This is a genomic window from Rhizobium sp. TH2 (assembly GCF_024707525.1).
GTDB lineage: Bacteria > Pseudomonadota > Alphaproteobacteria > Rhizobiales > Rhizobiaceae > Rhizobium_E.
This window is the reverse complement of sequence record NZ_CP062231.1, coordinates 2,280,984-2,299,325: the sequence shown is the minus strand read 5'-3', so window position 1 is coordinate 2,299,325 and position 18,342 is coordinate 2,280,984. Positions and strand designations below refer to the sequence as shown.

The following is an 18,342-nucleotide window of genomic DNA, read 5'->3' as shown; positions in this document are numbered from 1 at the left end:
GGATAGCGGTTTCCTTGAACTTAAATGCCTGCTCCCAACTTGACGCGCGACCCACTCCCCGAGGCGGCCGCTATACATCTCATCTCGGGCGTCTTTCGCGCCTGTATGAAGGCACTGCGCGCCGGTTTAGTATCGAGTCATCTTCGTGGAAGGTGAGACCAGATCAGCGAGTGGAAACGGAATGCGTTTTTTTCGAAGGTCAGTGGCCGGCCAATTCTGGTCGCTTATCGCGCGGCTTGGGAGACGATCATGATTCCTGTGCGAAAGGCATATCCGCCTGCTAGCCATTTGCTTGCCGACCGGACTCTACGGGCATTTAAATAGAGACAACCGTTGATTTTATGGTGAGAGCGATGGGATTCGAACCCATGACCTACTGATTAAAAGTCAGTTGCTCTACCAGCTGAGCTACGCTCTCCCAAGCGGGGCGAACGCGCGATGCGGCCCAGGGAAGTGTGGCGATACATAGTGTATCGGGCTTTTGCCGGTCAACCCTGAAAACGCGTGTCTAATCAGGAAAATGCGGCAAAACCGCCGCTCAACAAAAGGTGACTGGCGCGGCCACCCGGCCTTGATTAAACAAAGCGGCGAAATTCAGGGCGAATGGAGAATGGGTTGGCCGTAGCCGAAGTGTCATATCTGAGCGCGCTCGGCGCCGGCGCGCTGTCGTTCTTGTCCCCTTGCGTCCTGCCCCTGGTGCCGCCCTATCTCTGCTACATGGCGGGTGTTTCGGTCGAGGAGTTCCGCCATCCGCATCTCGCGGGCGGGCCGGGTGCGGCCTCGCGCAAGGCGGTGCTTTTCGCATCCCTGTTCTTCACGCTCGGCTTTGCCACCGTCTTCGTCGCACTCGGCGCGTCCGCGACCTCGATCGGCATGATGCTGCGCACCCATCTCGATATCCTCGCCCAGGTCGGCGGCGTGATCATCATCCTGATGGGCCTGAACTTTCTCGGCCTGCTCAAGATCCCGTTCCTGTCGCGCGAGGCGCGTTTCCAAACGGGCGGCGAGCCCGCGACGCTGACCGGCGCCTATGTCATGGGCCTCGCCTTCGCCTTTGGCTGGACACCCTGCATCGGCCCGATCCTCGGCGCCATCCTGGCGGTCGCGGCGTCGCAGCAGACCGTGGGGCAGGGTGCTTCCCTGCTCGGCGTCTATTCGCTCGGCCTTGCCGTGCCCTTCTGGCTGGCCGCGGCATTCTCCGGCCTGTTCATGGCATTCCTGGTGCGCTTCCGCCGCCATCTCGGGCTGATGGAGAAGATCATCGGCGTGCTGCTCATCCTCACGGGGCTCGCCTTCATTTTCGGCTATGTCGGCGATATCTCGGCCTGGTTCCAGCAGACCTTCCCGGTGCTCATGAAAATCGGTTGATCAAGCGTTCAATAATTAGTCTTATGCGAACGCATTGGGGACCTTGCGCGCTTGTGGGGCGTTTCTCCTCCGTCTAAATCGGCAAAACCGATAGATAGAGGACTACCCCCAGCGCATGGCCGAAATCTCGCAACTCGTTCTGCCCTTCTTCGGCCTCATCCTTCTCGGCTATCTGGCCGCCAAATGGCGCAAGCTCGATGAATCCGCGCTCGGTTGGCTCAATATCTTCATCATCTACATCGCGCTGCCGGCTCTGTTCTTCAAGATCATCGGCAAGACCCCGCTCGAGGAACTGGCGCGCTTCGATTTCATCGCCACCAGCCTGGCTGCGACCTACACCATCTTCGCGCTCGTCTTCCTGCTTGGAAAACTCGGCACCAGAAGCACCACCGGCGAAGCGACGGTGCAAGGCCTGGCCGGCGCTTATGGCAATATCGGCTATCTCGGCCCCGGCATCGCGCTGGCCGCTTTCGGCGAGGCGGCCGCCCTGCCGCTGGCGCTGATCTTCGCCTTCGAGAACATCGTGCACTTCTCGGTGGCGCCCGCCTTCATGGCCTTCGACGGCAAGGACAAGCGCACGCCGCTGGTGTTGGCGCGTGACGTGGTGGTCAAGATCGCTACACACCCTTTCATCATAGCGACGTTCGTCGGCTTCCTGGCCGCCGCAACCGGCTTCACACCGCCCGTCTTCGCCCAGACGATGATCGACAACCTCGCGCAGGCCGCCGCACCCTGCGCGCTGTTTGCCATGGGTGTGACGTTGGCGCTGAGGCCTTTGAAGCGCGTGCCGGCGGAAATCCCTTATATCGTGCCGGCCAAGCTGATCGTGCTGCCGGCGCTGATGTATGTCTATCTCAGCCTCACGGGAAACTACCCGCCCATCTGGGTCGCCACCGCGCTGCTGCTCTCGGCGCTGCCGACCGCCACCAATGTCTTCGTCATCGCCCAGCAATATGGCGTCTGGCAGGAGAGGGCGTCGGCGACGGTGCTGATCACCACGGTGCTCTCGGTCGTCACCGTTTCAGCACTGCTCTACCTGATCAAGTCAGGCATGCTTCCGGCGGATCTCTTTCCGTAGGAAATCGGGAAATGAACTGAAGCCGCGGCCCGGTGCTACGCCCTCGTGCATGGCGAGATATCTGAGCGGCGGGACGGCCGACAGCATGTGCATGCCGACGGCGCGCAGCATCTGCACCGGCAGGAAGCCCGAGAGCAGCGAACGGTTGAGCAGGTCGATGGCTGCCGTGCGGCTCCAGATATCGGCCCTGCGCTTGCGATCATAGGCATCGCCGATGGCGAGCCTGGCGCCGGTCTTGCGCGCAACGAGCGCAAGCTCCAGCGCGCTTTCGATATCGCGCAGGCTGAGATTCAGCCCCTGCGCGCCGATCGGCGGAAACACATGCGCCGCTTCCCCGATCAGCGCCACTTGGCCTTTGCCGAAGCGCGTGGCGGTGGCGGCCGACAGCGGCCACGCCTGAGCGCCGCCTTCCACCGTCACCCTGCCGAGAATCGATTGCATCCGGTCCTCGACACGGCGGTTGAGCACGTCGGCCGGCAGTTGCAGAATTTCGACCGCCTCTTCCGGCTTCACCACCCAGACCAGGCTGGAGCGCTGACCCGGCAGCGGCACCTGGGTGAAGGGGCCGGTCCTCGTATGGAATTCGGTCGAGACATTGTGATGCGGCCGGTCATGGGCGAAATTCAGCACCACAGCCGTCTGCGGATAGGCGTGGCTCTTGGCATCGATGCCAGCCGCATCGCGGATCAGCGACTTGCGCCCATCGGCGGCGATCACCAGCCCGGCCGCGACGTCGGTACCGTCGGCCAGATGCAGCATCGCGAGCTCGCTGGAGAGATCGGCGCGCTCGACGCTTGTCGTGAGCATCGTGACATTCGGCAGTTCGCCAAGCGCCGCGCTCAGGATCGCGAGGAACGGCGCGTTGGGAATGTTGTAGCCGAAGGCCTCGAGCCCGATCTCGGACGCCCTGAAGGTCACCGGCGGCGCATGCAGCAAGCGCTCGGTGGCATCGATAATCTGCATGGTGGAAAGCGCGGCAGCCTCAGGCCTCACCCTGTCCCATATACCGAGCGAGGTCAGGAAACCCAGGGAATGGTCCATCAGCGCCGTCGTGCGCTGGTCCGTCCGTCCGTCGTCCGGTGCGATCAGCACGGTCGAAAAACCGTTTCTGGCAAAGGCGAGCGCCGCGATCTGCCCCGCAAGCCCACCACCCGCGACCGCCACATCGAAAACCGCCATGACCGCACTCCTTGCCGGGACCGGATATGATCCTTTCCGACAATAGGGTGTTTCCATGGCGGTTTCAAATGGTTGGACGGCTGCCGCGACGATCTGTCAGGCGATTTTCCGTCAGTTCCGCTTGCCGCCTTCAAATACCCTGAGATGGGTAATCCGGTTGACGAGGCCGCCGAAACCGGAGGCGACCACGGTCTGCGGCTCGCGATCGACGAGATATGGACGCTTGCCGCTGACGCCCGCATCGACCGGCACGAAGGCGAGGTCGGATGGAAGCAGCAGGCGAGGGTAGGGCTCGATCGTCAGGCCCGGCTCGATCGCAACCAGCGAACCGAAAATCCGGTCGCACCTGTCTTTCTGCGAATAGAGCGGCAGCAGAAGCATTTCGAGCGCGAAACTCTCCTCGTCGTCGGCTGCGGTCTCGACGGCGATTTCCAATGCATTCTGGTTGGCGAGGACGGTGTCGGCAGCGAGCTTGATCTTGTGGCGCGCGCTGGGCTCCCACGCCTCGGCGAATTCCCGATTGCGAACTTCCTGCCCCAGAATGAAACACACCCGCGTCCCGGCAAGCCGGAATCGGACGATGCCGTCGCGGCCGCGTTCGAGGATGAAAAGATCCGGCAGCACCGTCTTGAGGGCGGCCGGATCGATCTCCGTGCGCATGGGAGCGGCTCTGCCGGCCCGTAAGTGATTGAAATAGTCGAAAACCGCTTCGGTCGTTCTATGGCGCATTGGCTTTTTCCTATTCTTCTTGGGCCAGCATACTCTCGCCGATTATGGCGATTTCCGACGAGCTTCACACTCAATGAGCGAAATCCATGCCAAGCGGATAGGGTTCCCCACGGGTAGCGAGCGTTAAGGTTAATTTTTGGTTTCGATTGAGATCCAGCCAGGAAAATGGCAAAAACAATCCATAGGAAGGGTCGTCCCTTCAGCACCAACTAAAACCGGTCAGACCTCCATTTCGTCGATCGTGCCGTCCCGCAAATCATTTGCTGGACGGCATTTTTTTTGCTGCTATGACGGCATGGCTGGTGGATTGAGAGGCCGTGCGATTGACACTTGAAGAAAATAGAGGTCCTGAGCCGGCGAACGATTGGAGTCCGCCGCGCGAGCCCATCTTCAACATTCCGGCCGTCCTTATCGTTCTTGTGGCGCTGATGTTCGCGATCCATCTGGTCCGCACCTATTTGCTGACGACCGAACAGGATCAGACGGTAATCTACCACGCCGCTTTCATCTCCGCCCGCTATCTCCATCCGTTGAGCGAACAGGATTATCTCGGCTATTTCGGCGGCCCTGTGACCTATTCGCTGCTCCACGGCGGCTGGTTGCATCTGATCTTCAATTGCATATGGCTCGTGGCCTTCGCGACGCCTCTCGCCGTGCGCATCGGCGCTTTTCGTTTCGTCGCGTTGTGGATCGTCTCCGCCGTGGCGAGCGCCTTCTTCCAGGGCGTTCTGACGGGCTTCGAAATGTCGGTCCTGATCGGCGCTTCGGGCGTGGTCTCGGCGACAGTTGGTGCTGTATGCCGCTTTGCCTTGCCGTTGTCCGGAACGCGCCAAATGCGCTCGGCGGCTTACGCACCTCGGCTTGGGCCGCTGGAGGCATTGACCTACCGCTCGGTGATATCGTTCATCGTGGTCTGGGCGCTCTCCAACATCTTGTTGGTCGGTGTTCTCAGCGGCGCCAGCAATATCGCCTGGCAGGCCCATCTCGGCGGCTTCCTGTTCGGCTATTTTGCCTTCGCTATCTTCGATCCGCCGCTGCGGCGTTAATATAAGACATCGCTTTTCCTTGCATTTGCCGGTTTTCAAGGGCACCATACTCATGTCGTCAGCGGAGGCTGGCGGAGGCGGGCTTTGACATCTCACAACGGAGGAGACGTGCATGCATGTAAGAGCCATACTCGATGAGAAGGGCCGCAAAGTCCTCACGATCAGGCCGGATGCTTCGCTGCAGGATGCCGCAAAGATGCTTCACGAAAACAAGATCGGTGCTCTCGTTGTTGTCGGCGTGAATGAGCAGATCAAGGGTATTTTGTCCGAGCGCGATATCGTCAACGCCGTCGCCCGTAACGGCTCTGATGCGCTTCAAAAGACCGTTTCGACCGCCATGACAGCCAATGTGTTCCGCTGCACCGAGGATACGACGCTCGATGGCCTGATGACGCTGATGACCGAGAAGCGCTGTCGCCATATTCCCGTGGAAACGGATGGCAAGCTCGGCGGCATGATTTCGATCGGCGACGTCGTCAAGTCCCGCATCCGCGAGATCGAATTCGAGGCCGAGGAAATCAAGGCCTATATCGCAGGCTGACCGACTAGGACCGACCGAGATTCAGCTCAGGCAGCGGCGAAAAAGGCGGTTTTCGAGAACCGGAGCGTACTTAAGGTACGCGAGCACCGGAAGCGCAGAAAATCACCATTTGCAGACCGGCTGAATGTCGATCGGTCCTGGGGCCGGTTACCAGCCGGCCCTAACGGCATCCTGCATGCGCTTGATTTCGTCGATCTTGGCCGTCGTTTCCACATAGCCGCGGTCGATGGCCTCGGCTGCGCGGTGGAATTCCGAGAGCCCGATATCGGCGAGCCGCGGCTGTAATGCGAGATCAGGCGGATCGCCGGCAAGGCGCGCGCGCGAAATCCTGTCCTGGATGATGTTGAAGGCCTCGACCATCACCCCGGTCAGCCCGATATTGCCGGGCTTCAAGTTCTCGTTCTGGTTCTGCAACTGTTTCTCGATCGGCGAGGGCGGGCTTGCCACATGCTTGACCACGGCCGAGCGGCCGTAAAGGTCGTAATGCAGGTTCACCGCGACCACGAGCGGCTGTTCATAGGCGCGGCAGACCGAAACCGGTACCGGATTGACCAGCGCGCCATCGACCAACAGGCGGTTGCCGCATTGGACGGGTTCGAAAATGCCGGGGAGCGCATAGGATGCGCGCAGCGCCGTGATCAGCGAGCCGGAATCGATCCACACTTCATGGCCCGTGCGGATTTCCGTCGCCACCGCCACGAAACGTCGGTCGAGGTCCTCGATATTGAGGCCCTGGAGGTGTTCCTGCATACGCTTGGTCAGCCGCATGCCGGCGAACAGCCCGCCGCCGCCGATGGTGAGATCGAGGAGGGCCGCGATGCGGCGCATGGAAAGCGAACGGGCGAAGCTCTCGAGTTCGTCCAGCTTGCCGGCGATATAGCATCCGCCGACCAGTGCGCCGATCGAAGTGCCCGCGATCATGCCGATCTTGATGCCCGCCTCATCGAGCGCCTTGAGCACGCCGATATGCGCCCAGCCGCGCGCGGCACCGCCGCCCAGGGCGAGCGCGATCTTTGGCTTGGGAGGCTTGGGCTGGGTTGTGATGGCTGCGTCCGCTGGCTGTCCGGGTGTACCGGCTATCGTCGAAACCCCGTTTTCAAGCGAGGTTTCCGGTTCGCTATTGCGAGAGAAATTCCAGTTCAGCATCACGCCCATCCTGTACACGTTGGATAACGTTTTTGGATTTCCTATTGATGCACGGCGCGGTTAAGAAAAGTCAAAGAAATTTTGCCGGAGTACAGAATTGAGGCATTTGCCTAGATTTTGTAAACTTCGGCGGGATCGAAATGCCTGTGTTCATCGACGGGCTTTAGTTGCGCTGCACCATTTTCTACTTGCACTGCACGATAAAAGCAGGACCGCCGGCCGGTATGGCACGTCGCGGCATGGCCGCCGACCGTGACCTTGACCAGCAGCGCATCCTGGTCGCAATCAACAAGGATTTCCGTCACTGTCTGCAGATTGCCTGAGGTCTCGCCCTTCTTCCACAGGCTCTTGCGCGAGCGGCTGTAATAGTGGGCGATACCGGTTTCGAGCGTCAGCGCCAGCGCTTCGGCATTCATATGCGCCACCATCAGAATCGCACCGTCGCCCGCATCGGACACCACGGCCGTGATCAGTCCGTGGGCATCGAATTTCGGCGTGAAGACCGCGCCTTCTTCAAGCACGGCCTTGTCTGATGCGGGAGCGTCGAACGCGATTATCATGCCGGATAATGATGGCCGCGCAGCATCGACATGAAGCGGGCCTGTTCGCGCGCATCGTTCTTGAAGGCGCCGGTGAAGGTCGTCGTCATCGTTGACGAGCCGATCTTCTGTACGCCGCGCATCGCCATGCACATATGGTCAGCCTCGATGAGCACAGCGACGCCCTTGGGCTGCAGCGTCTCGTCGATGGCATTGGCGATCTGCGCCGTCATGGTTTCCTGCGTCTGCAGCCTGCGCGCAAAAATATCCACCGTGCGGGCGATCTTCGAGAGCCCCAGCACCCGGCCATCGGGCAGATAGGCGATATGCGCCTTGCCGATGATCGGCACCATGTGGTGCTCACAATGCGAGAAGAACGGAATATCCTTGACCAGCACGATATTGTCGTAGCCAGCGACCTCCTCGAAGGTGCGGCCCAATACGTCCTCGGGATCCTGGTCGTAGCCGCCATAGAGCTCGGAATAGGACTTCACCACGCGGCGCGGCGTGTCCTTCAGGCCCTCGCGGTCGGGATTGTCGCCGATATAGCGCAGCAGCGTGCGCACCGCTTCCTCGGCCTCTTTCTGGCTTGGGCGGCGGGCACTGATATCTTCAACCGGAAACGGCTTTACAATTGCATCCATGAATGGCCTCTTTCGTTCCGGGCTCAACACCCGGAGGTTCAATCGGACTCTCGCCGCTGGCCATTCACCTGTCCCTGCAGGCATGGGTTCCGTTGGCGGGCTCCGGGGCTTCGGCGTCCGTCGTCTCAGTGACGAAGGCCTCCGCACGGTTTCCCAGACAACAGGCGACCCGATTGCACTTGCAATAGTGTCGCCCCATCGCGACATAACATATAGGAAGCAGGTGGGGCTGGCAAAGGGTGGCCTTGATGTTTTTCCGTGATACGATGGAAAATCATACCCGGCATTGAACACCAGGTAAAATTTTTGCGACAGAAGCGCGTGCCCATGGACGACATCTACAATTCAAAGATCCTCGAATTCGCCGGCAATATCCCGCTCACGGGCAGCCTTGATGACGCCGACGCATCCGCCCAGGCGCATTCGAAACTCTGCGGCTCCAAGGTCAAGGTCTGGCTCAAGATGGACGGCGACCGGGTCACAGGGTTTGCCCACGACGTCAAGGCCTGCGCGCTCGGCCAGGCCTCGTCCTCGATCATGGCCCGCCACGTCATCGGCGCCACATCGGATGAACTCAAGCAGGCCAAATCCGACATGTTCGCCATGCTGAAGGACGGCGGCGAGGGACCCGCGGGCCGCTTCGAGGACATGCGCTACCTGCTGCCCGTCCGCGACTACAAGGCCCGCCACGCCTCCACCATGCTGACATTCGACGCGGTGGTCGATTGCGTCGGCCAGATCGAGGCCAGGCGGCTGGCCGCGGTGGGATGAGGGTGCGGCAAGATACCCCCCTCTGCCCTGCCGGGCATCTCCCCCTCAAGGGGGGAGATCGGATGCTGGACGACCTCCACTCCACCGACACGCTTCGCCTGTCGCAGAGGCGCTGCAACGAGTCTCCAATCTCCCCCCTTGAGGGGGAGATGTCGCGAAGCGACAGAGGGGGGTGGCAACGGCCCGACATCCGGGGAGCCACCTGATGTGCAACGCCCCCGACTGCCAACACAACGCGCCAAGAATCTCCGGCTACACCGGCCCCACCCGCAACTGGTCCGGCCCGTTCCCCAAAACCCCGACGCGCCTTCTCGGCATGGCGCTCATCCGCGCCTACCAGCTGACGCTGTCGAGCCTGATCGGCAATGCCTGCCGCCATACGCCGACCTGCTCGGAATACGGCTATGAGGCCGTAGCCCGCCATGGCCTATGGCCCGGTTTCTGGATGTCGCTCTTCCGTTTCGTCCGCTGCGGCCCGGGCGGCACCTGGGGCATCGATCCAGTGCCCGATAGCCTCGATACAGGCCTGAAATGGTATCTCCCCTGGCGCTACTGGCGCGTCTCGAAGGCGACGAGAGCCAGATGACCACCTATGTCGCACTCCTCTATTCCATCGTCATCGACCAGACCCGCCGCGTCGTCATGTCCGATCTCCGCCGGCTTGCGGAAGATCTCGGCCACGAGAACGTCCGCACGCTGGTCTCCTCCGGCAACCTCGTCTTCGAAAGCGGCGAAACCTCCATCCCCAAGCTTGAAGCCGATCTCGAAAAATCCTTCGCCGCCTTCCACGGCAAGCATGTCGATATCATCATCAAGAGCGCCGAGGAGTGGCGGGTCCTCGTCGCGTCAAATCCCTTTCCCGAGGAAAGCCAGGCCGACCCCGACCAGGTCACCGTCCGCATCATGCGCGACCCGGCGGACGAAAAGCTGCTCGATTTCTTCAAGCCCTACCAGAGCCAGGGCGAGCGCGTGGCTATCATCGACGGCCACGTCTGGGTCCATTTCCAGGGCCGCCCCAGCCTCTCGAAACTCGCCGGCCAGCTGACCCCGAAGCGCATGGGCGGCGTGGGAACGGCGCGCAACTGGAACACGGTGAGAAGGCTGGGCGAGATGGTGGGGGAGTAGCGGATTTTACTTGCGGTTGCGCGAGGCGGACGCTAGCAATTGCATAACGTCTGCTCATAGTGGTTCCACATGTTCTTCCGCCTTGCTTCTGCTTTGCTCTTTCTGAGCTGCGTCTCCCATCAAACAGTCCAGGCTGCCGAACAGCCGAACGCCCAGTTGACGTCGGTCAGGCAGTCGTGCCGTGCCGCGGCGCATGACGAACATTGGGAAACGAACCGGGCCTTCTGGCAGGAGGCTGCCCGGCTCTGCGAGAAATACAGGCAGGCTGCTCCCGGCGCGATCGATGCGCGCTATCTGCATGCCAAGTCACGGATCATGGCCCTGGAATTCGTGCCCGCGATGCTGGAGATGCGCAGGCTCGCGGAAAAAGAGAAATATCCGCCGGCCGTGATGATGTTGGCACGCGCGCATTACTACGGCCTTGGCGCATCGCAGGACAGCAAGCGCGCCTTCGAACTGGCGATGGACGCCCATCGGCTCGGCAGCCTCGCCGCCACGAATCTCGTCGGCGAATTCTACGGCTATGGCGTCGGCACCGCTCAGAACCTGTTTGAGGCCAAGCGCTTTTTTCAGGATGCCGACCGGCGCGGCAGCGTCACGGCCGCGATGAGCCTCGCCACGCTCCATGCAAAAGGGTGGGGGGTGAAAACGGACCCCGCCAAGGCCAGGGATTATTTTCTCAAGGCCGAGCACATGGGCGCGCGCTACGCCACCATATATATCGGCTACATGGCCCTGCGCGGCGATGATGGACGCGTTGATTATCCCGAGGCCGAGCGGCGTTTCCGCGCCGTGGTGAAAACAGGATCGACGCGTGCGCTCGTCGCTCTCGGCGACTATCTCTCGCGCCGCGGAGCGACAAGGCAGGAGCGCAAGGAAGGCGCCGAGCTTTTCCGCAAAGCCGCCGATCTCGGCGAAGCAATAGCGATGGTTCGCCTGGCCGGTCGCCATTTGCGCGGCGACGGCGTGGCAAAGGACGTCGAGGCCGCCGAACGGTTGCTCGAACTGGCTGCCAGACAACGCAATGCCAATGCCTATCAGGAACTCGGCCTGCTTTATTACAAAGGGAAATACGTCACCAGCGACACGGCGCGCGCATTCAACTATTTCAAGGATTGCGCGCGCCTCGGCTCGTCGCTCTGCATGTACCATGCCGGCCTGATCCACGCGGAAAGTGCCGATTCCCTCGCCGATGACGCCAAGGCGATCGACTATTTCAGGCGCGCAGCTTCGCTCGGCGAGGTGCCCGCCCAGGCAATGCTTGGCCGCTTCCTCGCCACCGGGCGAGGAGGATTGAAGGACGACGTGGCCGCAATCCGTTGGCTGGAGAAGGCCGCCGAGGCAAAGAATATCGATGCAATGATGACGCTCGCAACCTTCCATGAGGGCCTGATCGGCGGCAAGGAGGATCCCGACAAATCCTTCGCCTGGTACAAGAGGGCGGCCGAGGCCGGCTCCGCTGAAGCCATGAACAAGGTCGGCAACATCCTCTACAATGGCTGGGGCCGCGATCGGGATTATGCCGGGGCGCTCGTCTGGTATCGCCAGGCTGCACTGAAGCTGTGGCCGGAGGCGATCTTCTCCGTGGTCTACATGCATGAGTTCGGCGAGGGCACGGCGGTCGATCATGCGACAGCCATGGGCTGGTATCTCGGCGCTTCGGGCCAGGGTTCGGCCGATGCCATGTACCGCATCGGAGACATGTTCAGGAACGGCACCGGCCGTCCGGTCGACGATGCATTGGCATTGCAATGGTTCCGAAAGTGCGCCGATCTCGACAATCACCGTTGCATGACGGCCGCGGCAAGTCTTATCGAAGCCGGGCGGGGCGCCAAGAAGGATCTGGGCGAGGCGGCTGGCTTATACGAGCGCGCCGGCAACCGGGGCTCGGCCGAGGCGCTTTACTGGCTCGGCAATATCTATCTCGGCAACACCGGCGCCAAGGTGGATTATCCCAAGGCGCTTGCAGCATTCGAAAGAAGCTCCGATCTTGACGATGCGGATGCGAAGTTCATGGTCGGCCGCATGCATGAAGGAGACCTTGGCATTCCCAAGGACGACCAGCTCGCCCTGACATGGTATCGCAAGGCGGCGGATGGCGGCTCCGCCTCCGCGATGAACGCCATCGGCTATTTCTATCGCAACGGGATCGCCGTTCCGATTGACGCCCAGATGGCCATGGATTGGTTCGTCAGGGCGATGGAGAAGGATAATTCCAGTGCCTATCTCAACGCCGGCGACCTCTACGAAAAGGGTGCCGGGGTAGCGGTCAACCTCAAGAAGGCGTTCGAGCTCTACAAGAAGTCGGCGGAACTTGGCTCCGCCCAGGGCATGTTCGCGCTCGGCCGGATGTATGACGGCGTCTTCTTCGACCCCGACAACGACGCCGAGGCGTTGAAATGGTACCTCAAGGCGGTCGATGCCGGCTACGAGGGCGCATCCTCGACGCTTGCTTGGCTCTATGACGAGCTCTACCAGTCCGACAAGGCGGCCGAGAACATCCTGAAGACCGTCAGCGAGGGCGACGCGTACCGGCGCGATCAGTTGAAGCAGTTCAATGCGTTGACGCTGCGCGCGCTGAAGAAAACCCTGCGCAAGGAAGGCGTCTACAAGGGCGGCCTTTCGGGTGCCGTCGATCGCAGGCTGGAGAAGGCTCTCGCCGAATACGCAAGCCGGAAGGTCGCCGCGAAGCAGAACTAATATTGGATTGTCGCCGGTCCAAAAGCAGCGATTCCCTGCAAACCCAGCCTTTCACGCGAATAGAATTGGGCGCCCGCCGTCTTGGTCTCAGACACTCTCTTTGAGGCTCATGTCGCGGTACATTCTGGCAACGCTGTTCGTATTCGGAATTCTCGGTGCCTCGCTCTGCATGAACGCGGTGACCTCGATGCCGGCGGTTTCCTGAGGCCTCAGCCCACTAAAGTAGATCGCGAGGCATCGGGAACACCACAAGAACGCTACGGATGGTGACGGGCAAGTGAAACTGAGCAGGTATGGATACGTGGAGTTCTCGCTGTTCATCGCAGTTCAATCCGGGGCGCCTAAACCACTTCGAAATCTCTAAACGCGATGTCTGTGGAGAAAGTAGCTATAATGACCGGCGCGTCACTGCCGGTGCCGTCGCTATCGAAGTAAAGCACGTTGGTGTCCTGCCTGAAAATGAACTGAGCTTTTTCGCCCGCAGGGTTTGTGTCCGAAGGTCGGATCGAAAACTCATCCAGATTTAGAAGGCTGCCAATGCCAAATTCACGTCCTTTGATCCGAATGATATCAACACCGGTTTCGAAATTGCTGATAAAGTCTTCCCCCTTGCTCAACTGTAGCCAGAATGTATCAACAACGGCTGCCGCACTCGCATCCCCGAAGAGACTGTCGTTTCCCGCATCGCCCCGAATGACGGAACCCGGAGCAAAGATCGTGTCGTTGCCCTTGCCGCCATACACGTATCCGCTCAGTAAGATATCGTTGTAAAAGCCAAAAAAGTCGTTGGCGCCCGTCCCGATGTAATTTTCTACGCCAATATAACTGTCGCCAAGTGCGTCTCTGGCGCCCAGCGCAATTTTTGGATCATAGCATGTTATGGAAACTCCAGCTGTGCTGCTGAAGTTTGCAAAGCTAACCGTATCGATACCCTTGCCGCCGTCTACCGCGTCGTACCCGCCTTTGCCAGGCAAGAGCAAATCGTTGCCATTGCCACCTAGCAGTTCGTCGTCACCAAGCGCGCCGTCGAGAGTATCATTCCCGCCACTACCCAAGAGCGTGTCGTTTCCGTTCAAACCCTTGAGTACATCGTTGCCGTTCGTGCCCTTCAGGATGTCGTCATGCTTGGTGCCTTGCTTCTTGCTCATCGTCATCCTCCAAGCGTGCAGGAAGCCTAATGCAGAATCTTCTCATGGAGAAGTTTCATACGGCCTGTGCGGCCAGCTAACGTGGTTGCGCTATTCGTAACGAGAATGACACTTATCACCAAGAATGTCACGTCGGAGCCGCCGCCGCCGTCGAGTAAGTCATTGCCTTGCTGTAGTGATCAACGCTGTAAAGCGTGGCGCTTCACGCCCCCATACCACACTTCCCACCCCCGGGGACGATCTCACCCAAAATAAATATTTTCTCCTAACAAAATCAATCCCTTATCATTTTCTCGCATCCCATTTCATCCCCGCTCTCCCGCCCCATGCCATCATAGCCCCGTTCCCGTCTCCGGAGTGTATCGCGAGACATCACGTACAGGCGGGAGCGGGCGCTTTCATCGGTTTCCAGAATGTGTGGGGGCGGATGGAAGAGATGCGGGACGCTGCGGCATTTGCCGTTGCGACGGTTTCCCCCGGCGGCCGCCCAGCCGCCGGTTTGGGTCCTCCATGCAAGCGGAAGCGAAAATGCTCCGTGCAGCGAAACAGGACCGCATCTGAAGGAGGCGCGGGCCGCTTCCGAAGAACGCCCCAAGGCCGCGCGAAAGCGAAGCCACACTAACCCTTACCCCCGAGGCGACGCTTTCGCGCGGCTTCTCCGGATCGAATTGTTCATATCCCGGCGGGTTTTCCCGCGCGGCAGCGAAGAGGTGTGTCCGCATGAATGAGATAGCAATGCTAGAGAATCTCACCGACGAGGAATGGTTCGCTCTGCCGGAAGAGACGAGATTCGCCCAATACCTGCCATTGATGCACGCAGCATGCACCGACCTTCAAAACTGGCGTCACTGCAGGCTGCCAAGGTGTCGCCGCGCCAGGGCCTGCAATGGCGCGGCCAAACTCCACCGTCCCTACGAGGGCTTTCCGCCCTGTAGTATCGGCAACGACGAGCATGGGCGCCTCCTGGAGGCGATGCATCGTTGGGCGGATGCGGTGCTCGAAGGCGACCAAGGTTGAATGGTCAAAGCCGTAAGGAATCATTTAACCGTTGGATCGGAACCAAGCGGACGCATGGCGGTGAAACCGCTAATGCTGTCCCGAAGTCCTGCCGCACCGAATGATATCGACGAATGGGAGTGTCCATGTCCACTTACCGAAGAGCCGCAGCGGCACCGGAAGCCGCCAACTGGGGCTACCAGCTCCAGGGCCGACAGGCCGACGAATACGAACTCGACCCCGATACGCTGGCGCTTGCGCCGCATGACATGCTGGTCATCGATCCCTCGCGCAACGGCAGGAATTCCGGCCGTTTTGACCAGGATGAAGTCGCCGATATGAAGGGCGACCGTTCGATCCTCGCAGCTTACGTCTCGATCGGCGAGGCCAACGACTTCCGCGACTATTGGGACAAGGACTGGACCACCAATGGCAAGGCGAACGGCAGACTGACCGACGAGGCGCCGGACTGGCTCGGCCCGATCAATCCCGATTGGCCGGAAGGCCGCAAGGTGCGCTACTGGGACGAAGGCTGGCGGGACATCGTTTTCAACGACAAGGGTCCGAACGGCGAGGGAACGGGCGAACTCGACTCCATCGTCAGGCAGGGTTTCGACGCCGCCTATCTCGACATCGTCGATGCCTATTATTTCTGGGGCGCCGAGGTGAAGAAAAGCCAGCGCGAGAAGGGCGATCCCCGGAATGAATCGCAGGCTGCCATTCGCATGGCCGATTTCATCGCCGACATGGCCGACCATGCCCGGGAGACGAACGAGGATTTCTTCCTCATCCCGCAGAACGGCGCCTACATCGTCGATGCGATCAAGGACGCGGGTGGTCACGGTGCGCTACTCGAGCGCTTCTACGGCGCCATCGGCGGCATCGCCATCGAGGATCTCTATTTCTACGGCAACAAGGACGAGAACAACAGGTTCAATCCGGACGATCCGCAGATCAAAATCCTGCAGCGCGACTTCGTAGCCAAAGGCATCCCGGTCTATGTCGTGGATTACATAACCGGCGACCATCGCATCGACAAATTCGAGCGGATGGCCATCCGGGATGGTTTCATCCCCTATGCCGCGCCCGACCGCGATCTCGATCGCATGGCGGGACCGCTGGATTCAGCCGCCGCGGCCGACTTCCTGATGTAGCCGAAAGTACCGTTGCGCGAGGCTGGCGCAGCCAATGTGCCCGACTTTACTCACGCCCGGAAATCCCTTATCACGCGCCCGTTCAAGGCCGGGCGTTCCGGTCTTTTTGATACCACCCGCATTCGTTGGCGGGATTGGATAGGAGAAAAAGAATGTCCGACCAGATTTCCCTTACATTTCCCGATGGTTCGATCCGCGATTACCAGCCCGGCACGACCGGCCGCGATGTCGCCGAATCCATTTCCAAGTCGCTGGCCAAGAAGGCCGTCGCCATCGCGCTCGACGGCACGGTCCGCGATCTCTCGGACCCGATCGTGCCAGGTAGGATCGAGATCGTCACCCGCGACGATTCCCGCGCGCTCGAACTCATCCGCCACGATGCGGCCCATGTCATGGCCGAGGCAGTGCAGGAGCTGTGGCCGGGCACGCAGGTGACCATCGGCCCGGTGATCGAGAATGGTTTCTATTACGATTTTGCCAAGAACGAGCCCTTCACGCCCGAGGACCTTCCCGTCATCGAAAAGAAGATGAAGGAGATCATCGGCCGCAACAAGGCGTTCACCAAGCAGGTCTGGTCGCGCGAAAAGGCCAAGCAGGTGTTCGCCGACAAGGGCGAGGCCTACAAGGTCGAACTCGTCGATGCGATCCCCGAGGGCCAGGACCTCAAGATCTATTACCAGGGCGACTGGTTCGACCTCTGCCGTGGCCCGCACATGGCTTCGACGGGTCAGATCGGTAACGCCTTCAAGCTGATGAAGGTCGCGGGCGCCTACTGGCGCGGCGATTCCAACAACGCGATGCTGACCCGCATCTACGGCACGGCCTGGGCCGAGCAGTCCGAGCTGGATGCGTATCTGCACAAGCTGGCCGAGGCTGAAAAGCGCGACCATCGCAAGCTCGGCCGTGAGATGGATCTCTTCCATTTCCAGGAAGAAGGCCCCGGTGTGGTCTTCTGGCACGGCAAGGGCTGGCGCATGTTCCAGTCGCTGACAGCCTATATGCGCCGCCGGCTCGCCGCCGACTACCAGGAAGTCAACGCACCGCAGGTGCTCGACAAGTCGCTTTGGGAAACCTCCGGTCACTGGGGTTGGTATCGCGACAACATGTTCAAGGTCACGGTCGCCGGCGATGATACAGACGACGAACGCGTCTTCGCATTGAAGCCTATGAACTGCCCCGGTCACGTGCAGATTTTCAAGCATGGCCTGAAATCCTATCGCGAACTGCCGATCCGCTATGCCGAATTTGGCAACGTCCATCGCTACGAGCCCTCGGGTGCGCTGCATGGCCTGATGCGCGTGCGCGGCTTTACCCAGGACGATGCGCATATCTTCTGCACCGACGAGCAGATGGCCGAGGAATGCCTCAAGATCCATGACCTGATCATGTCGGTCTACAAGGATTTCGGCTTCGAGGAGATCATCATCAAGCTCTCGACCCGGCCAGACAAGCGCGTCGGCGACGATGCGCTGTGGGATCGCGCCGAAAGCGTGATGATGAAAGTGCTGGAACAGATCCAGATGCAGTCGAACCAGGTCAAAACAGGCATCATGCCGGGCGAGGGCGCCTTCTACGGCCCAAAGTTCGAATATACGCTGAAGGACGCGATCGGCCGCGAATGGCAGTGCGGCACGACGCAGGTCGATTTCAACCTGCCGGAACGGTTCGGCGCCTTTTACATCGACCAGCATTCGGAAAAGACCCAGCCGGTGATGATCCATCGTGCTATCTGCGGATCGATGGAGCGTTTCCTCGGCATCCTGCTCGAGAACTTCGCGGGCCACATGCCGCTGTGGTTCGCACCGCTGCAGGTCGTCGTCGCGACGATCACCTCGGATGCCGACGATTACGGCCTCAAGGTGGCGGAGAAACTGCGCGCCGCGGGCCTGTCGGTCGAGACCGACTTCCGCAACGAGAAGATCAACTACAAGGTCCGCGAACACTCGGTGACCAAGGTGCCGGTCATCGTCGTCTGCGGCAAGCGGGAGGCCGAGGAAGGCACGGTCAACATCCGCCGCCTCGGTTCGCAGAACCAGACGTCGATGACGCTCGAAGAGGCGATCGCAAGCCTTTCCGATGAAGCAACGCCGCCCGACGTCAAGCGGGCACGCGCGGCTTGAGGCAACGAAAAGGTGGACAGCCGCGTTTGCATGGCGCGGCTGTCTTCATATTGTTACA

At 60.6% G+C, this 18,342-nt stretch carries 17 protein-coding genes and 1 tRNA gene; 11 read left to right on the top strand and 7 right to left on the bottom strand.

Annotation, left to right across the window (positions count from 1 at the left end; all coding sequences use genetic code 11):
• Positions 1-342: 342 nt before the first annotated feature.
• Positions 343-418: transfer RNA gene (locus IHQ71_RS11505), tRNA-Lys, on the bottom strand.
• A 197-nt stretch (positions 419-615) separates the two neighbouring features.
• Between IHQ71_RS11505 and IHQ71_RS11500 the strand changes: the two genes are divergently transcribed.
• Positions 616-1,368, top strand: coding sequence for a cytochrome c biogenesis CcdA family protein (locus IHQ71_RS11500; RefSeq protein WP_258162091.1), 753 nt, complete (start codon positions 616-618; stop codon positions 1,366-1,368).
• Between the two features lie 115 nt (positions 1,369-1,483).
• Positions 1,484-2,446 (top strand): AEC family transporter, encoded by a 963-nt coding sequence (locus IHQ71_RS11495; RefSeq protein ID WP_258162090.1) that lies wholly within the window; start codon positions 1,484-1,486, stop codon positions 2,444-2,446.
• On the opposite strand, the gene IHQ71_RS11490 is transcribed toward IHQ71_RS11495, so the two are convergent.
• Both IHQ71_RS11490 and IHQ71_RS11485 read right to left on the bottom strand, forming a co-directional pair.
• Complete coding sequence (locus tag IHQ71_RS11490; RefSeq protein ID WP_258162089.1) at positions 2,414-3,625, bottom strand: UbiH/UbiF family hydroxylase; 1,212 nt, start codon at positions 3,623-3,625, stop codon at positions 2,414-2,416. The genes IHQ71_RS11495 and IHQ71_RS11490 overlap by 33 nt on opposite strands.
• Positions 3,626-3,736: 111 nt before the next feature.
• Positions 3,737-4,354 (bottom strand): PAS domain-containing protein, encoded by a 618-nt coding sequence (locus IHQ71_RS11485; protein ID WP_258162088.1) that lies wholly within the window; start codon positions 4,352-4,354, stop codon positions 3,737-3,739.
• Positions 4,355-4,677: 323 nt separating this feature from the next.
• On the opposite strand from IHQ71_RS11485, the gene IHQ71_RS11480 reads away from it, so the two are divergent.
• Both IHQ71_RS11480 and IHQ71_RS11475 read left to right on the top strand, forming a co-directional pair.
• Positions 4,678-5,400, top strand: coding sequence for a rhomboid family intramembrane serine protease (locus IHQ71_RS11480; RefSeq protein WP_258162087.1), 723 nt, complete (start codon positions 4,678-4,680; stop codon positions 5,398-5,400).
• A 112-nt stretch (positions 5,401-5,512) separates the two neighbouring features.
• Positions 5,513-5,941: a CBS domain-containing protein gene (locus tag IHQ71_RS11475; protein WP_258162086.1), complete on the top strand. Its 429-nt coding sequence runs from the start codon at positions 5,513-5,515 to the stop codon at positions 5,939-5,941.
• 147 nt (positions 5,942-6,088) lie between these two features.
• Here the strand turns inward: IHQ71_RS11475 and IHQ71_RS11470 are convergent, their stop codons facing one another.
• From IHQ71_RS11470 to folE, 3 genes are all read right to left on the bottom strand, one after another.
• Positions 6,089-7,087: a patatin-like phospholipase family protein gene (locus IHQ71_RS11470; RefSeq protein WP_258162085.1), complete on the bottom strand. Its 999-nt coding sequence runs from the start codon at positions 7,085-7,087 to the stop codon at positions 6,089-6,091.
• 110 nt (positions 7,088-7,197) lie between these two features.
• On the bottom strand, positions 7,198-7,647 hold the full coding sequence (gene hisI, locus IHQ71_RS11465; protein WP_258162084.1) for a phosphoribosyl-AMP cyclohydrolase: 450 nt from the start codon (positions 7,645-7,647) through the stop codon (positions 7,198-7,200).
• Positions 7,644-8,270, bottom strand: coding sequence for a GTP cyclohydrolase I FolE (folE, locus tag IHQ71_RS11460; RefSeq protein ID WP_258162083.1), 627 nt, complete (start codon positions 8,268-8,270; stop codon positions 7,644-7,646). Before folE ends, hisI begins: the two co-directional genes overlap by 4 nt.
• Positions 8,271-8,597: 327 nt before the next feature.
• Between folE and IHQ71_RS11455 the strand changes: the two genes are divergently transcribed.
• The 4 genes from IHQ71_RS11455 to IHQ71_RS11440 all read left to right on the top strand — a co-directional run bounded on the left by IHQ71_RS11455 (position 8,598) and on the right by IHQ71_RS11440 (position 12,866).
• Positions 8,598-9,041 carry an iron-sulfur cluster assembly scaffold protein gene (locus IHQ71_RS11455; RefSeq protein ID WP_258162082.1) on the top strand — a complete coding sequence of 148 codons (444 nt, stop codon included), beginning with the start codon at positions 8,598-8,600 and terminating at the stop codon, positions 9,039-9,041.
• Between the two features lie 205 nt (positions 9,042-9,246).
• Positions 9,247-9,627: a membrane protein insertion efficiency factor YidD gene (gene yidD, locus IHQ71_RS11450; RefSeq protein WP_258162081.1), complete on the top strand. Its 381-nt coding sequence runs from the start codon at positions 9,247-9,249 to the stop codon at positions 9,625-9,627.
• Complete coding sequence (locus tag IHQ71_RS11445) at positions 9,624-10,166, top strand: DUF1697 domain-containing protein (protein WP_258162815.1); 543 nt, start codon at positions 9,624-9,626, stop codon at positions 10,164-10,166. Before yidD ends, IHQ71_RS11445 begins: the two co-directional genes overlap by 4 nt.
• A 69-nt stretch (positions 10,167-10,235) precedes the next feature.
• Positions 10,236-12,866, top strand: coding sequence for a tetratricopeptide repeat protein (locus IHQ71_RS11440; RefSeq protein ID WP_258162080.1), 2,631 nt, complete (start codon positions 10,236-10,238; stop codon positions 12,864-12,866).
• Between the two features lie 341 nt (positions 12,867-13,207).
• On the opposite strand, the gene IHQ71_RS11435 is transcribed toward IHQ71_RS11440, so the two are convergent.
• Complete coding sequence (locus tag IHQ71_RS11435) at positions 13,208-14,014, bottom strand: calcium-binding protein (RefSeq protein WP_258162079.1); 807 nt, start codon at positions 14,012-14,014, stop codon at positions 13,208-13,210.
• 720 nt (positions 14,015-14,734) lie between these two features.
• Here IHQ71_RS11435 and IHQ71_RS11430 point away from each other — a divergent pair.
• From IHQ71_RS11430 to thrS, 3 genes are all read left to right on the top strand, one after another.
• Entirely contained in the window at positions 14,735-15,031 is a 297-nt protein-coding gene (locus tag IHQ71_RS11430; protein ID WP_258162078.1) for a hypothetical protein, read from the top strand.
• A 125-nt stretch (positions 15,032-15,156) separates the two neighbouring features.
• Positions 15,157-16,164, top strand: a complete 1,008-nt coding sequence (locus tag IHQ71_RS11425; protein WP_258162077.1) for an endo alpha-1,4 polygalactosaminidase — start codon at positions 15,157-15,159, stop codon at positions 16,162-16,164.
• 152 nt (positions 16,165-16,316) lie between these two features.
• Entirely contained in the window at positions 16,317-18,284 is a 1,968-nt protein-coding gene (thrS, locus tag IHQ71_RS11420) for a threonine--tRNA ligase (protein ID WP_258162076.1), read from the top strand.
• Positions 18,285-18,342: the final 58 nt, after the last annotated feature.

What these genes read in the sequence shown, in the direction of transcription:
- IHQ71_RS11495 (WP_258162090.1), top strand. Translation starts at nt 1,484, where the DNA reads ATGGCCGAAATCTCGCAACTCGTTCTGCCCTTCTTCGGCCTCATCCTT.
- IHQ71_RS11490 (WP_258162089.1), bottom strand. Translation starts at nt 3,625, where the DNA reads ATGGCGGTTTTCGATGTGGCGGTCGCGGGTGGTGGGCTTGCGGGGCAG.
- IHQ71_RS11485 (WP_258162088.1), bottom strand. Translation starts at nt 4,354, where the DNA reads ATGCGCCATAGAACGACCGAAGCGGTTTTCGACTATTTCAATCACTTA.
- IHQ71_RS11475 (WP_258162086.1), top strand. Translation starts at nt 5,513, where the DNA reads ATGCATGTAAGAGCCATACTCGATGAGAAGGGCCGCAAAGTCCTCACG.
- IHQ71_RS11470 (WP_258162085.1), bottom strand. Translation starts at nt 7,087, where the DNA reads ATGCTGAACTGGAATTTCTCTCGCAATAGCGAACCGGAAACCTCGCTT.
- hisI (WP_258162084.1), bottom strand. Translation starts at nt 7,647, where the DNA reads ATGATAATCGCGTTCGACGCTCCCGCATCAGACAAGGCCGTGCTTGAA.
- folE (WP_258162083.1), bottom strand. Translation starts at nt 8,270, where the DNA reads ATGGATGCAATTGTAAAGCCGTTTCCGGTTGAAGATATCAGTGCCCGC.
- IHQ71_RS11455 (WP_258162082.1), top strand. Translation starts at nt 8,598, where the DNA reads ATGGACGACATCTACAATTCAAAGATCCTCGAATTCGCCGGCAATATC.
- yidD (WP_258162081.1), top strand. Translation starts at nt 9,247, where the DNA reads ATGTGCAACGCCCCCGACTGCCAACACAACGCGCCAAGAATCTCCGGC.
- IHQ71_RS11445 (WP_258162815.1), top strand. Translation starts at nt 9,624, where the DNA reads ATGACCACCTATGTCGCACTCCTCTATTCCATCGTCATCGACCAGACC.
- IHQ71_RS11440 (WP_258162080.1), top strand. Translation starts at nt 10,236, where the DNA reads ATGTTCTTCCGCCTTGCTTCTGCTTTGCTCTTTCTGAGCTGCGTCTCC.
- IHQ71_RS11435 (WP_258162079.1), bottom strand. Translation starts at nt 14,014, where the DNA reads ATGAGCAAGAAGCAAGGCACCAAGCATGACGACATCCTGAAGGGCACG.
- IHQ71_RS11430 (WP_258162078.1), top strand. Translation starts at nt 14,735, where the DNA reads ATGAATGAGATAGCAATGCTAGAGAATCTCACCGACGAGGAATGGTTC.
- IHQ71_RS11425 (WP_258162077.1), top strand. Translation starts at nt 15,157, where the DNA reads ATGTCCACTTACCGAAGAGCCGCAGCGGCACCGGAAGCCGCCAACTGG.
- thrS (WP_258162076.1), top strand. Translation starts at nt 16,317, where the DNA reads ATGTCCGACCAGATTTCCCTTACATTTCCCGATGGTTCGATCCGCGAT.